This is a genomic window from Zoogloea sp. (genome assembly GCF_041904905.1).
In the GTDB taxonomy this organism is placed as follows: Bacteria; Pseudomonadota; Gammaproteobacteria; order Burkholderiales; family Rhodocyclaceae; genus Zoogloea.
Genome location: NZ_JAYRMI010000092.1, coordinates 1 through 14,068 on the forward strand (window position 1 = coordinate 1; position 14,068 = coordinate 14,068).

11 protein-coding genes are annotated in these 14,068 nt (G+C 69.0%); 2 read left to right on the top strand and 9 right to left on the bottom strand.

Annotated features, from left to right (window positions below; all coding sequences use genetic code 11):
• The 7 genes from ACE3N6_RS17645 to clpB form a co-directional block, all read right to left on the bottom strand.
• Nucleotides 1–291, bottom strand: a 291-nt coding sequence (locus tag ACE3N6_RS17645) for a hypothetical protein (protein ID WP_374247133.1), incomplete at its 3' end; no start/stop codon positions are given.
• A gap of 358 nt (nt 292–649) precedes the next feature.
• Nucleotides 650–1,543: a transglycosylase SLT domain-containing protein gene (locus tag ACE3N6_RS17650; RefSeq protein ID WP_374247134.1), complete on the bottom strand. Its 894-nt coding sequence runs from the start codon at nt 1,541–1,543 to the stop codon at nt 650–652.
• A gap of 142 nt (nt 1,544–1,685) precedes the next feature.
• Nucleotides 1,686–3,056 carry a cytochrome c oxidase accessory protein CcoG gene (gene ccoG, locus ACE3N6_RS17655; RefSeq protein ID WP_374247135.1) on the bottom strand — a complete coding sequence of 457 codons (1,371 nt, stop codon included), beginning with the start codon at nt 3,054–3,056 and terminating at the stop codon, nt 1,686–1,688.
• 103 nt (nt 3,057–3,159) lie between these two features.
• Complete coding sequence (locus ACE3N6_RS17660; RefSeq protein ID WP_374247136.1) at nt 3,160–4,572, bottom strand: PLP-dependent aminotransferase family protein; 1,413 nt, start codon at nt 4,570–4,572, stop codon at nt 3,160–3,162.
• 94 nt (nt 4,573–4,666) lie between these two features.
• Nucleotides 4,667–5,149 (bottom strand): OmpA family protein, encoded by a 483-nt coding sequence (locus ACE3N6_RS17665; RefSeq protein ID WP_374247137.1) that lies wholly within the window; start codon nt 5,147–5,149, stop codon nt 4,667–4,669.
• A gap of 125 nt (nt 5,150–5,274) precedes the next feature.
• Entirely contained in the window at nt 5,275–5,904 is a 630-nt protein-coding gene (locus ACE3N6_RS17670) for a hypothetical protein (protein WP_374247138.1), read from the bottom strand.
• A 138-nt stretch (nt 5,905–6,042) separates the two neighbouring features.
• Nucleotides 6,043–8,622, bottom strand: a complete 2,580-nt coding sequence (gene clpB / locus ACE3N6_RS17675) for an ATP-dependent chaperone ClpB (RefSeq protein WP_374247140.1) — start codon at nt 8,620–8,622, stop codon at nt 6,043–6,045.
• Nucleotides 8,623–8,770: 148 nt separating this feature from the next.
• Between clpB and ACE3N6_RS17680 the strand changes: the two genes are divergently transcribed.
• Together ACE3N6_RS17680 and ACE3N6_RS17685 are read left to right on the top strand one after the other, a co-directional pair.
• Nucleotides 8,771–9,973 (top strand): phospholipase effector Tle1 domain-containing protein, encoded by a 1,203-nt coding sequence (locus ACE3N6_RS17680; protein WP_374247141.1) that lies wholly within the window; start codon nt 8,771–8,773, stop codon nt 9,971–9,973.
• Between the two features lie 21 nt (nt 9,974–9,994).
• Nucleotides 9,995–11,254 (top strand): hypothetical protein, encoded by a 1,260-nt coding sequence (locus ACE3N6_RS17685; protein WP_374247142.1) that lies wholly within the window; start codon nt 9,995–9,997, stop codon nt 11,252–11,254.
• A 15-nt stretch (nt 11,255–11,269) separates the two neighbouring features.
• On the opposite strand, the gene ACE3N6_RS17690 is transcribed toward ACE3N6_RS17685, so the two are convergent.
• Together ACE3N6_RS17690 and ACE3N6_RS17695 are read right to left on the bottom strand one after the other, a co-directional pair.
• Nucleotides 11,270–12,364 (bottom strand): lipocalin-like domain-containing protein, encoded by a 1,095-nt coding sequence (locus ACE3N6_RS17690; protein ID WP_374247143.1) that lies wholly within the window; start codon nt 12,362–12,364, stop codon nt 11,270–11,272.
• A gap of 472 nt (nt 12,365–12,836) precedes the next feature.
• Nucleotides 12,837–14,068: ABC transporter permease (locus ACE3N6_RS17695; protein ID WP_374247144.1), on the bottom strand; the 1,232-nt coding region annotated here is incomplete at its 5' end.

Here is a 14,068-nt window from a genome sequence, read left to right on the forward strand (position 1 = left end):
CACTGCTGCGCGCCTTCCGGCAACACGGCTACGGGTGGCAGCGGTAACTTCTGTTTCTTCCTTGGCATAACCATTCCTTTCTGGGACTACGTTATGCCTCAAACACAAAAATTCGGACAGGCTCCAGGGCAATCGCACCTTAATGCCATAAATGACCTGATTCATGTCCGAGGTGAATTGGTTCAGGTCAGAGCTGAACTGGTTCATGTCCGAGGTGATCTGGTTCAGGTCAGAGCTGAACTGGTTCATGTCCGAGGTGAACCGGTTCAGGTCAGAGCCGAACTGGTTCATGTCTGAGGTGAACCAGTTCAGGTCAGAGCCGAACTAGTTCATGTCCGAGGTGATCTGGTTCAGGTCAGAGCTGAACTAGTTCATGTCCGAGGTGAACCGGTTCAGGTCAGAGCTGAACTAGTTCATGTCCGAGGTGAACCGGTTCAGGTCAAAGCTGAACTAGTTCATGTCCGAGGTGATCTGGTTCAGGTCAGAGCTGCACGGGTTCATGTCCGAGGTGAACCGGTTCAGGTCAAAGCTGAACGGGTTCAAGTCCGAGGTGACCCGGTTCAGGTCGGAGGTGAACCGGTTCATGTCCGACCTGAACCCGTTCAAGTCAAAGCCGAACCGGTTCCTGTCCGGGGAGAACCGGTCCGCTTCAGCCGCGCAGGGTTTCGGTGTGGCGGGGGGCGCGGTAGAAGGCGAGGATGCGGCGGACGTATTCCTGGGTCTCGGCAAAGGGGGGCACGCCCTTGTAGCGCATCACGTTGCCTTCGCCGGCGTTGTAGGCGGCGGCAGCCAGGGCCACGTCGCCCTTGAACTGGGACAGCAGCCAGCGCAGGTAGGCGAGGCCGCCGCGGACGTTCTGCTCCGGGTCGAGCGCGTCGCGCACGCCGAAGCGCTCGGCGGTGTCGGGGATGAGCTGCATCAGCCCGAGGGCGTTCTTGGGCGAGCGGGCGCTGGGGTCGAAGTTGGATTCGGTGCGCACGATGGCCAGCGCGAGGCGCGGGTCCACCTGGAAGCGCGGGGCGAGCTTCTGCACCAGCTGGGCCAGGCGGCGCTTGTCGGCGGGCAGGGCCTTGACGAAGCGATCCACCACTTCCTGGGGCACCGCCTCTTCGCTGGCGGCGGCGGCCAGCAGCGCGGGCGGCGTGCCGGTGACGAGGCAGTCGGGCAGGCTTTCGCCGGCGGCCATGGGCACCACCAGGCTGCGGGCCTTCTCGTGGCCGCGCTGGGCGGCGATGGAGAGCAGCGTGGTGGCGATCTGGTTGTCCCGCGCCACGCCCTGCCCCATCAGGTAGAGCCGGCCCAGGCGATATTGGCCCTCGACGCTGCCGTCGCGGGCGGCGGCGCAGTAGTGGGCGGCGGCCACGCCGGGCTGGCGCAGGTTCTCGGCCTTGAAGCCGCTCTCCAGCAGGCGGGCCAGGGCGGGCGGCTCGTCGCTCCAGGCGGGCGCCTCGTCCGGCAGGGCCGCCGACGCGCCCCCCGCCCCCAGCGCGGCAAGGCTGAACAGGGCAACACGGGCGAGATGGGCGAGGCGGGCAGCGGACATCGGCGGGCAGTCGGTTGAAACGGTGTGCGCATGATGCCGCCGGCAAGCCCGCAGCGCCGTGACCAACTTGGGTACGCCCCCCGGAAAACCCCGCAGACGACCGACGATTGCGGCGGATTTCACAAGATTTTTGATTTCGGGCTCACGGCATCGCGAAGGTGCTCCGCTCCACCGCGCGGACGGCGGCGTCCCGTTCGGCGGTCACCTCGAAGGCAATCGGCCGCACCCCCGCCCCGCCCTCGCCCGCCGGCACGGCCACCGTGAGCTGCACCGTGCGGATGCCGCCCGCCTCGCCGGCAAAGCGCGTCGGGCCGACGATCTCGGCGCCGTCGATGCCACTCACCGCCACCCGGAAATCCCGCGGGGCGTCGGCAAGGTTGATGAGCTTGAGGGTGTAGGCGTTTTCGATGCGCCCGTCGGCGGCTTCCCGCGCCAGGCTGCCCCGGTCGCGCAGCACGTCCACCCGCAGCAGGGGGCGGCTGGCGAGGGTCCACGCCGCCAGCCCCACGCACACCGCCAGCAGCCCGCCATACCCCGCCAGCCGCGGCCGGGCGGCGCCGGGCTTGCCGCTGAGTTCCAGTTCGGAGGCGAAGCCGATCAGCCCGACGGGCTTGCCGATGCGCGTCATCACCGCGTCGCAGGCGTCGGCGCACAGGCCGCAGTTGATGCACTGGTATTGCAGGCCGTCGCGGATGTCGATGCCGGTGGGGCACACCTGCACGCAGATGCCGCAATCCACGCAGTCGCCGGCGCCCGCGCCGCCCCTGGCCCGGCGCGGCTCGCCCCGGGCGGCGCGGTAGGCCACGCTGCGGGTGGCGGGGTCGAACATCACCCCCTGGAAGCGCGAATACGGGCACATGTGCTGGCACACCGCCTCGCGGGCGAAGCCGGCCTGCAGGTACATGAAGAGCCCGTAGAAGACGACCCAGAAGCCTTCCCACGGGCCCAGCCGCCAGCCGGCCAGCGCCGGCAGCAGCTCGCGGATCGGGGTGAAGTAGCCGACGAAGGTGATCCCGGACCACGCCGCCAGCGCCAGCCATAGGCCGTGTTTGGTGGCGCGCAGGGCGAGCTTGCGGGCGGTCCAGGGGGCGGCGTCGAGGCGGCTGCGGGCGAGATGATCGCCTTCCACCTTCTCCTCGATCCCCATGAAGATCGAGGTGTAAACGGTTTGCGGGCAGGCGAAGCCGCAGAACACCCGCCCCACCCACGCGGTGACCAGGAACAGCCCGGTGGCGGCGAGGATCAGCACGATCGCCAGGAGCAGCGCGTCCTGGGGCCACAGCACCAGGCCGAAGAGGTAGCACTTCTCGTGGGCGATGTCGAACAGCAGCGCCTGCCGCGGCGCCCCGCCCTCGCCCGCCCAGGTGAGCCAGCAGGCGCCGTAGAACACCAGCTGGGTGAGCCACACCATGGCCCAGCGCAGGTTGTTGAAGCGCCCGCGGGTGGAGCGGGCATGGATCTGTTCCTTGTTGCGGTACAGCGTCACCCGCGCTGTGGGGGTCTTGCCGTGCATCTTGAGCCTCCGGGCGGGGCGGCGCCCCGATGGGGGGAGTAGACCACCCGGCCCCGGATAGGCACAGATTCAGAAAACTGAAAAAACAATAGGTACAGATGCCCTACAGCTGGGCCGCCACCAGCTTGCCGAGGGTGGCCACCGCTGCCGCCTGAGCGCCCGCGTCGGGATGACCGAAGTTGAGGCGGATGCAGTGGCCGAACTCCCGGGTGGCCGAAAAGATGGGCCCCGGCGCCAGGCTGATCCCCGCCGCCAGCGCGGCCTGGTGCAGGCGCAAGGCGTCCACCTGGGGCGGCAGTTCCAGCCACAGGAAGTAGCCGCCGTCGGGCCGGGCGAGGCGCGTGCCGGCGGGGAAATGCGCCTCCACCGCCGCCACCAGCGCGGCCTCCTGGGCCGCGAGGCGCTGGCGCAGGCCGCGCAGGTGCTTGTCGAAGCCGCCCTGCTTGAGGTAATCCGCCAGGGCGATCTGCACCGGCACGGTGGTGGCGATGCTGCTCGCCAGCTTCTGGCGCTGGAGGGCGTCGGCGTAGCGCCCGGCCGCCACCCAGCCGATCCGGTAGCCCGGCGCAAGGCACTTGGAGAACGACGAGACGTGCATCGCGATGCCGGCCGGGTCCACCGCCTTGGTGCACAGGGGCGCGGCGTTGCCGAAGTACAGCTCGGCGTACACGTCGTCCTCGATCAGCGGCACCTGGTGGCGGGTGAGCAGGGCCATCAGCTCGCGGCGGCGGGCGTCGGGCATCCGCGCGCCGGTGGGGTTGGCAAAGTTGAGCATGAACAGGCAGGCCCGCACCGGATGGTGGCGCAGCAGCTCGGCCAGCGCCTCGATGCTGACGCCCTCCCGGGGGTGAGACGGGATCTCCGCCACCCGCAGCCCGCGCCGCTCCACCGCCTGCAGGCCGGCGTAGAAGGTGGGCGACTCGACGGCGATCAGGTCGCCCGGGCGGGTGACCGCCTGCAGGCACAGGTTGAGCCCCTCCATCGCGCCCGAGGTGATGACGATCTCCCCGGGCGACACCTGGGCGCCGTGGGCGAGGTAGCGCAGGGCGAGCTGGCGGCGCAGCTCGGCGTTGCCGGGCGGCAGATCGGTGAGGGTGGCGCGCGGGTCGAGGTGGCGGGCCGCGTGGGCCAGGCAGCGCCCCAGCCGCCCTAGGGGGAACAGCTCGGGCGCGGGGAAGCTGGAGCCCAGCGGCACCACCGCCGGGTCCTTCACGCTGTCGAGGATCTGGAAGATGAAGTCGCTCACCTGCAGCTCGGTGAAATCCGGCTGGGGGCGGCTCATCGCCGGCTCGGGCAGGCGCTGGGGCCGCCGGGCGCGCACGAAGTAACCCGAGCGCGGCCGCGCCTCCACCAGCCCGCGGCTCTCCAGCAGCGCGTAGGCCTGGGTGACGGTGACCGGGCTCACGTCGTGGATGCGGCAGGCCTGGCGGACCGAGGGCAGGCGCTCGCCGGGGCGGAGCACGCCGCTCTCGATCAGGTGCCCGGTCTGCTCGGCGAGGGTCTGGTAGCGGATCATGGGCGGATGGTAGTCGAGCTGGCGGCGGGCCCCGGCGCGGTGAACGAAAAAAAGCCGGGCGGACCCGGCTTTCCTGTGCGGCGCGGTGCGGCGATTACTGCACGCGCACTTCCACGCGACGGGCTTCGGCGGCGTCGCCACCGCCCAGGGTTATGGCCGGCTTGCGCAGGTTCACCTTGTCGGCCGGCACGCCAGCGCCGATCAGCGCATCCTTGACGGCCAGGGCACGGGCCTTGGCGACTTCGGCGTTGACGGCGGCACCGCCGGTTTCGTCGTGGTAGCCGGAGATCAACACCAGCTTGGCGGGCTCTTCCTGCAGCTTGGCGACGACCTTGGCGACTTCCTCGGCGGCGTTGGCGGGCAGTTCGGCCTTGCCGGAGTCGAAGTACAGCTTGATGAGCGGCTCGCCCACTTCGGCGATCTCGGGGGCCTCGACGGCGGCCACGGCAGCCGGGGCGGCAACCTTGGCCTGACCGGAGACGTAGGAGGCCAGACCGATCACCAGGCCGATGACCAGCGCGATGATGCCGAAGAGAATACCGAGCACGAGGTTCTGGTTGTCGTCGTCTTCCTGCATGAAAAATCCTTTCCGGGTAATGGGTTCAATTCAATCGCGCAAGTATATCGGCTTATCCGCCGAAGCCCCGCACACCGGACGCGGAAAGCGTTAAATAGCGTGTCTTGAAGGTGGCGAATGGGCGCTCATTTACGCACCCTGCAGCCGTCCACAACCATCGTCGCCGTACAGAAAACGAGCAGCACCGCGAAACCGCCCACGATCAGCGCGCCGTCGGCCGCCACCGTGACCGGTGTCGCCAGCAGCTTGGCGGCGTATTTGCCCGGTGGCGTCACCTCCCGGATTTCAACCTCGTAGGGGCGTGCGAAGGCAACGTCGTCGGGCACATGCACCCCCGCCGCGCTGTAGCGACGGCCTTCCAGATCGACGCGTTCGTACAACATCCCCTGGGCTTCCACCTCCCTGAAGCCCGCCTTGAGCAAGAACGCCCGCTGCGCGGCGTCGAGGCTGGCGACCCTGGCCGACAGGTAGAGCGCCCCTTTGACCTTGTCCCCGTCGGCAGAGAATGTATGGTTGAGGTTCGCCTCCAGCAAGGCCCGGCCTTCCCAGCTCAGTATCTTCAGGAGCCCCGACGACGAGGGGAAGAAATAGTGGTAGTTGTCGCCCAGCACGACCAGCTCGCTGCCGTCGCCGGTGACGGTGAAGCTCCGGATGGTGTCCTTCGAGTAGGTGTCGCTCATCCACGACGAGGTGACGCAGCCCAGCTGGGCAAGGCACAACAGCAGCGCAATCAGGCGCTGGACGACGACGGGCATGGTGCGATCCGCTTCTACGACTTGAAAGATGACTGAATATAATTTCAGCCCTACCTGAAGTCAATACGTGCCCGGCATCGCACACGGCAGAAGGCCCGCATCGCTGCGGGCCTTCCGTGGTGCCAGCTGGAGATGGAATCAGGCCTTCGTGAAGCCGATCTTCCCGTCGGTGCAATCCACCTTGATGGTGTCCTTGGCGGCGAACTGCCCTTCGAGGATGCGCTTGGCGAGCGGGTTCTCGATGTGCTCCTGAATCGCCCGCTTGAGCGGCCGGGCGCCGAACACCGGGTCGAAGCCGGCCTTGGCCAGTTCGGCAAGGGCTGCGTCGCTCACGTCCAGATGCATGTCGAGCCGCGCCAGGCGCTTCTCGAGGTAGGCCAGCTGGATGCGGGCGATGGACGCGATGTGCTTCTCATCGAGCGCGTGGAACACCACCACCTCGTCGATCCGGTTGATGAACTCCGGCCGGAAGTAGGTCTTCACTTCGGCCATCACCGCCAGCTTGATCACGCCGTAGTCGTCGCCGGACATCTGCTGGATCATCTGGCTGCCCAGATTGCTGGTCATCACGATCACGGTGTTCTTGAAGTCCACCGTGCGGCCCTGGCCGTCGGTCATCCGCCCGTCGTCGAGCACCTGCAGCAGCACGTTGAAGACATCCGGGTGAGCCTTCTCCACCTCGTCGAAGAGGATCACGCTGTACGGCTTGCGACGCACCTGCTCGGTGAGATAGCCGCCCTCCTCGTAGCCCACGTAGCCCGGAGGCGCGCCGATCAGGCGGGCCACCGAGTGCTTCTCCATGAACTCGCTCATGTCGATGCGGATGAGGTGCTCCTCGCTGTCGAAGAGGAACTCGGCCAGCGTCTTGCACAGCTCGGTCTTGCCCACGCCCGTGGGGCCCAGGAACAGGAAGGAGCCGTAAGGCCGGTTCTCGTCCGACAGCCCGGCGCGGGAGCGGCGGATCGCATCGGCCACCAGCCGCACGGCTTCGTCCTGGCCCACCACGCGCTGGTGGAGCTTGTCTTCCATCTTGAGCAGCTTCTCGCGCTCGCCCTGCATCATCTTGGACACCGGGATGCCGGTGGCGCGGCTCACCACCTCGGCGATCTCCTCGGCGCCCACCTGGGTGCGCAGCAGCTTGTTGGCCGGCTTGGCGTCGCCGCTGGCTTCGGCCTTCTTGAGCTGGGCTTCGAGCTGGGGCAGCTTGCCGTACTGCAACTCGGCCACCTTCTCGAGCTTGCCCTCGCGCTGCAGCTTGGCGATGTCGGCCTTCAGGCGGTCGATCTCTTCCTTGATCTGGGCGGAGCCCTGCACCGCCGACTTCTCGGCCTTCCAGATCTCCTCGAGATCCGAGTATTCCTTCTTGATGCGGGCGATCTCTTCCTCGATCAGCGCCAGACGCTTCTGCGAGGCTTCGTCCTTCTCCTTCTGCACCGCCAGCTGCTCGATCTCCAGCTGGATGCGGCGGCGTTCAAGCTTGTCCATCACCTCGGGCTTGGAGTCGATCTCCATCTTGATGCGCGCCGCGGCCTCGTCGATCAGGTCGATGGCCTTGTCGGGCAGGAAGCGGTCGGTGATGTAGCGGTGGGACAGCTCCGCCGCGGCGACGATGGCCGGGTCGGTGATGTCCACGCCGTGGTGCAGTTCGTACTTCTCCTGCAGGCCGCGGAGGATGGCGATGGTCGATTCCACCGACGGCTCATCCACCAGCACCTTCTGGAAGCGGCGCTCCAGCGCGGCGTCCTTCTCGATGTACTTGCGGTATTCGTCGAGGGTGGTGGCGCCGATGCAGTGCAACTCGCCGCGGGCCAGCGCGGGCTTGAGCATGTTGCCGGCGTCGATGGCGCCCTCGGCCTTGCCGGCGCCCACCATGGTGTGGATCTCGTCGATGAACAGGATGATCCGGCCTTCGTCCTTGGCGATGTCGTTCAGCACCGCCTTCAGGCGCTCCTCGAACTCGCCGCGGTACTTGGCACCGGCCAGCAGCCCCGCCATGTCGAGCACCAGCACGCGCTTACCCTTCAGGGTTTCGGGCACTTCGCCATTGATGATGCGCTGGGCGAGGCCCTCGACGATGGCCGTCTTGCCCACGCCGGGCTCGCCGATCAGCACCGGGTTGTTCTTGGTGCGACGTTGCAGGATCTGGATCGCCCGGCGGATCTCGTCGTCGCGGCCGATCACCGGGTCGAGCTTGCCCTGGCGGGCGCGGTCGGTCAGATCGACGCAGAACTTCTTCAGGGCCTCGCGCTGGCTCTCGGCGTCGGCGCTGCCCACGTTCTGGCCGCCGCGCACGGCGTCGATGGCCTGCTCGAGCGCCTTCCTGGTCAGGCCGTGTTCCTTCAGCAGACGGCCAGTCTCGCCCTTGTCGTCGGCCAGGGCCAGCAGGAACATCTCGCTGGCGATGAATTCGTCGCCCCGCTGCTGGGCGGCCTTGTCGGTGAGGTTGAGCAGGTTGCCCAGATCGCGCCCGACGGACACCTCGCCGCCGTGGCCCTGCACCTTGGGCAGACGCTCCAGCGCCTTGACGAGCGCCGTCTTGAGCGCGGCGCCATTCACGCCGGCCCGCTGCAGGAGCGACGCGGTGCTGCCGTCGTCCTGGTTGAGCAGCGCCAGCAGCAGGTGCTGGGGCTCGATGAACTGCTGATCGTTGCCCACCGCGAGGCTCTGGGCATCGGCGAGGGCTTGCTGGAACTTGGTGGTGAACTTGTCGTAGCGCATAGGGCCTCCGGATTTCTGTCTGCGGCATAGATGAGGGAGACCCGGCGGACTTCAAGATGCCCGCCCGTCAAATCTGCATGAATGCCATTCGCCTGCTATACCGGAACAAAGCCCGACAACAAGATCGACCAGCCGCCTGGGAGGCACCATGAACACACTGTTATCCGCCCCGAGGGGCACGAAAGCCCTGGTGGCCGGCGTCATGCTCCTGGCCCACGCCGCCGGCGCCGCTGCCTACGAATGCGAGATGGACGTCACCGAGCGCCCACCGGCGGGCAGCCCGCGGGCGGCCCGCGATCTGTTCGTCTTCCTCGATGGCACCGGCAACAGCGCAGACTCCCGCACCAACGTCCGGCGGCTCCATGAGCGGCTGCTCGCCCACCGCAAGGACGGCTTCGCCGCTGCCTACATCCCGGGTGTCGGCTCCACCACCAATCCAATCTTCGGCAATGCCCTGGGGCACGGGCTCGAACGCCGGGTGCGCTGCGGCTACGCCTTCCTGGCCGAGCAATACCAGCCTGGCGACCGGATCTTCATCTTCGGCTTCAGCCGCGGCGCCCACGAGGCCCGCAACCTCGCCGGGCTGATCGCCTATGCCGGCGTGCCCCCCAAGGAAGACAGCCGACGCAGGCAGCTCAAGCTCGCCAACGGCATCCAGGAAATCGTGAAGGACGAAACCGACGACGCTCACGCCACGGCCTGGGCGCACTGGAAACCCGGCACGGCACCGCCGATGGCGCCAAAGATCGACCAGCGCCTCGGTCGCAAAGTGCGCGACGCCGAAGTCACCTTCCTCGGCGTGTGGGACACCGTGCCCGGATCGGCCTTCGTCAAGTATGGCGTGTGCAAGGAGATGCCCAACCGCAAGGAAGGCGACCGCTACAAGACCGGCAGCTATCCGCCGATCCACCACATCGCCCACGCTGTTTCGCTGGACGAGAAGCGCAGCCGCTTCCACCCGCTGCTCCTGTGCCCGGCGTACGACGCCCAGCTCACCAAGCTGGAGCAGGAATGGTTCCCCGGCGCCCATGCCGACGTGGGGGGCGGCTACACCGGCGAGACCGGCCTGCCCGACATCTCCCTGGGCTGGATGATCGATCGCCTCGCGACCTACGGCGTCGATGCCGGCCCGGCCCCGGCGGGCAATCCCAGGGCCCTGGCCCACTGGTCCATCGGCGACGCCCCCGCCAACGCCGGCAGCACCTGCGAAGAGCGGGAGCGGCCGGCGGACGACACGCTGTCGCCCACCGTCGACACACGCGGCGCCGGCGGTGCGGTGCCCCTGCGGGTGCGCGGCAAGGTGCTCACCCGCGCCTACCCCGTCCGGTGTGCCGATCTCGAAAAACGCTGATTCCCACCGATGAAAACCACAATGCGCAACGCTCCCTGCCGCCGCCCCGCCGGCCTCGTCACACTGCTCGTGTGGATCGCCGGCCTCTTCGTCTCCGCCAGCGTCTGGTCGGGCGACTTCATCGACCTGACGGCGCCACCCCCACCGGCCCAGGCCGCCGTTGCGCGCATGACGCCGGAAGACTGCTACCCCTGGCACGGCAAGGCGCGCAACGACAACTGCCGACACCACTTCGACGTGGCCGAGCAGTTTGCCCCCTATGCGCTGATGGCCGCCGACACCTATCGGGACTTTAACCGCAAGGAATGGCTCAAGGCCCGCCGGCAGGCCAGGGGGCTCAGCGACCTCCCGACCGACCCCACCGCCGCGCCCGAAGGGTTCGATGCGCTCCAGACCGAAGATTGGCGGCAGGACGTCGGGGCCCGTTTCGGCGACCGGGCGTTCAAGGACAAGAAGGTCAGCAGCATCGACTTCCACACCGACTGCGACCCGGCCAACGATGACCGCGTCGCCATTCCGCTGCTCATCCCCGGCTGGGAGCGGCTCTACGATTTCGACCGGATTCCCCGCGCCCTCGGCTATCACTTCTTCGTGCCCGACCTCCTCATCGAAGTGTGGGCGCGGGACTACCGGATGGCCAAGGCCGCCGGCGAAACCGACCCGCACACCGAATACGCCATCGTCTTCCGCGGCACCCAGGGCAGCGGCGGCTGGTGGTCGAACCTGCGCTTTCTCACCGCCCTGCTGCCGCTCTTCCACGACCAGTACAGCCAGGCCGCGCGCACCTATCCGCGCCTGCTCGATCAGATCCTGATCCGCGAGGAGGAACTCCGCGAGCGCGACGCCGCCCGCCCCGGCGCCCCGCGCATCACGCTGGTGGGTCACTCGCTGGGGGCCGGGCTGGCCCTATACACGGCCTTCCGCAACCCGGGCGTGAGCAAGGTGATCGGCTTCAACCCGACCCCGGTCAGTGGCTTCTTCGCCACCGATTACGAGCGGCGCAACCGCAATCTGGCAGATCTGCAAGCGGTGCATCTGATCTTCGAAGACGCCGACGTGCTGCATTACCTCAACGAGTGCCGCAACGGCGAACCCATCGCCCCAGGCGTCACGGCGCAGGTCCATTGCCACCAGATCAACCTCTCGGGCAACAACATCTTCAGGCAGCACGAAATCGGCCCGATGGCCTGCCGGCTCGCCGCGCTGCGCTACACCGCGCTGAGTTTCAAGGCGCTCTCCAGCCTGCCCTACAACGGCCCACCCCCAACCCGCGCGCCGTGATGCGCCCGGCGGCCCCTACCCCACCCGAATCCGCGCCCCGTACCCCGTCATCTCCAGATAGCCCCGCCCCACCTCGCGGCCGTCGGCCGTCAGGCGCACCGCGCCCTCCCAGTACACCGCGCCGGTGGAGCGGCGGCTGTCGAGTTCCTGATCGTCGATGAGGGGCACAAGCTCGAACACCCGGCCCGCCAGCGTCAGCCGCCAGGCCACGGGGTAGCGGATGCCGGTGCGCGGCGAGCGCCATTCGCGCAGGGGCGCGAAGGCCACTTCCGCGGGCGCGAGGATGCGCGCCGTGCCATCGGCCGCCCGCCAGCTGGCCGCGGACCACATCGGTTTTCCGTCCTGCCCGCGCATCCGGAAGGCCATCAGGCCGCTGCCGTCCTCCAGATTGGCGCCCAGCCAATCCCAGCCCTGGGCGCCGTCGGGCATCAGCTCGCTGGACCACTCGTGATCCAGCCAGGCCTTGCCGGTCACCGGCTGGCTGCGGCCGTCCAGCGTCACCGTGCCGCTTACCGCCAGCTGGGGCCGGCTGTAGTAGTAGCTGGCGTGGCGCGGGTCCGCGGCCTTGGCCGAAAAGCCGGCCCTGCCGTTGAGGAGCGGCGGGCCGTCGGGGGTGAGATCCAGCGCGTAGGCGAAATCCGCCGCGCGCACCTCCGCCCGGTAGCGCCCGCCATCCAGCGCAAAGCGCCAGTCGCCGCACCACACCGCCGTGCGGCCGGTCTCAAAGCCGGCGCGGCCGAAGCCCACCCGGGCCGAACGCTCGTCGTGGCGTAGCCGCCCAAGCAGTGGGTCGGCGATTGCCGCGTGGGCCATCACCAACTGACGCGGCGCAAAGGCGCTCGGGCTGCCCTCCCCCACGCCGGTGCGCACCCGGAAGAAGGTCACCTGAAAACCCAGCGGGCGGCCGTCCGGCAGGGCCAGCCAGCCGGTGGCATACCACCACTCGGTGCGGAAATCCGGATGGGCGCCGTGATCCGCCGGAAACGCCAGCCGCCGCCCGGGCAGCACCGGGGCGAACTCCGCAGCCCGCGCCGCCCTCCAGCCAGGCAGGGTCGCCAGCGCCAGCAGCAGGCGACGGCGCATCGCGTGGGGATGGGCACCGTGCTTCATGCCACGCCCCCGGCGTCGGGCCGGCCTGATGCAGCGGGGCGGACAGACCGGCCCCATCCCGAGCGTGGGTGCCGGGCGCCCGCCGGCATCGCTGCAGCACAGCGCACTGCGATTGCAGCTCGGAACTGCACCGTTGGCGTTCCGAGCTGCACCGTTGGCGTTCCGAGCTGCACCGTTGGCGTTCCGAGCTGCACCGTTGGCGTTCCGAGCTGCACCGTTGGCGTTCCGAGCTGCACCGTTGGCGTTCCGAGCTGCACCGTTGCTGCAAAAAGCAGCAACGGTGCAGCTCGAAGCTCGTCGAGCGCACCAAATAAGTGCATCGCTACAGCAAAAAGCAGCAATGGTCGAGTTCCAGCCTCCGGCGCCGATGCTTTTTGCAGCATCGTTGAAGCTCCGAACTCGGGCGCTGCACCTAAAAGGTGCATGCATGCAGCGCGGCGCTGCATGACCCCCGTTTTGCACTGCAGCCCCATCACCAATCCTCCCTCACCGCCAGCACCGCGTCCTGACGCATCGCCTGCCGCCCGGCGAGCACCGCCGCGCCCGCCCCCAGGGCCACCAGCCCCACGCCAAACACCGCCAGCGACAGCCACGGCACGTGCACATCCATGCTCCAGTGAAAGCTCTGCCGATTGACCACCTCGATCAGCACCAGCCCGATGGCGCCGCCCACCGCCAGCCCGGCGAGCACGCCCACGCCGGCCGCCAGCGCACCCTCCTGGGCCAGCATCCAGCCGATCTGGCGGCGGGTCAGGCCCAGGTGGCGGAGCATCCCGAACTCCCGCCGCCGGGCCGCCGCCAGCGCGGCAAAGCTCGCCGCCACACCGGCCAGGCCAATCGCCACGGCCACCGCCTCCAGCAGATAGGTGACCGCGAACGTGCGGTCGAAGATGCGCAGGCTGATGGCGCGGATCTCGCCCGGCCGGGCCACCTCCAGCGCCCCGGCCGGTGCGGTGGCGAGCAGCGCCGCCTCCACCGCCGCCGGGGCCGCGCCCTGGGCGAGAAAGATCGCCGCGTCGCTCGCCAGCGGGTCGCCGGTGAGGCGTCGGTAATCGGCCAGGTCGATCGTCACCGCGCCGGTCTGGCGGGCGTAATCCCGCCACACGCCACCCACCCGCACCGGCACCGCGCGGCCGGCGAGGGGCAGCGTCACCGCATCGCCGGGCTGCCAGCCCAGCACGTCCTGCACCGCTTCGGAGATCCAGACCGTCACCCCGCCCGGCCCTGGCCGCGCCGCGCCCACCAGGGGCAGGCCGGCGCCGTCGGCCGGCAGGGGGCGCGCGATCAGCGTCACCGGCGGGCGCCCGGGGGTCAGACGCAGGCTGTCCATCCGCGAGAAGCGCGCCTCGGCCACCCCCGGCACCGCCGCGATGCGCGCCTGCTGGGCGGCATCCAGAAAACCGCTCGAGGCGCTGCGGCTGGTGCGCAGGTAAAGATCGGCCGGCAGCACCTGGGTCAGCCACTCGTCCACCGAATCCCGGAACGACGCCACCATGATCGCCATCGCCGCCGCCAGGGCCACGCTCGCCAGCACCCCGGCCGCCGCCACCACCGCGTGGCCGGGCGCCGCGCCCAGGCGGGCCGCCGCCAGCCGCGCCGGCACCGGGCCGCGATCGGGCAGCAGCCGCGCCAGCCCCGCCGCCACCGCCGGCAGCAGCAGCACGCCGCCGGCCAGCAGGCAGGCCACGGCCAGATAGCCGCCCA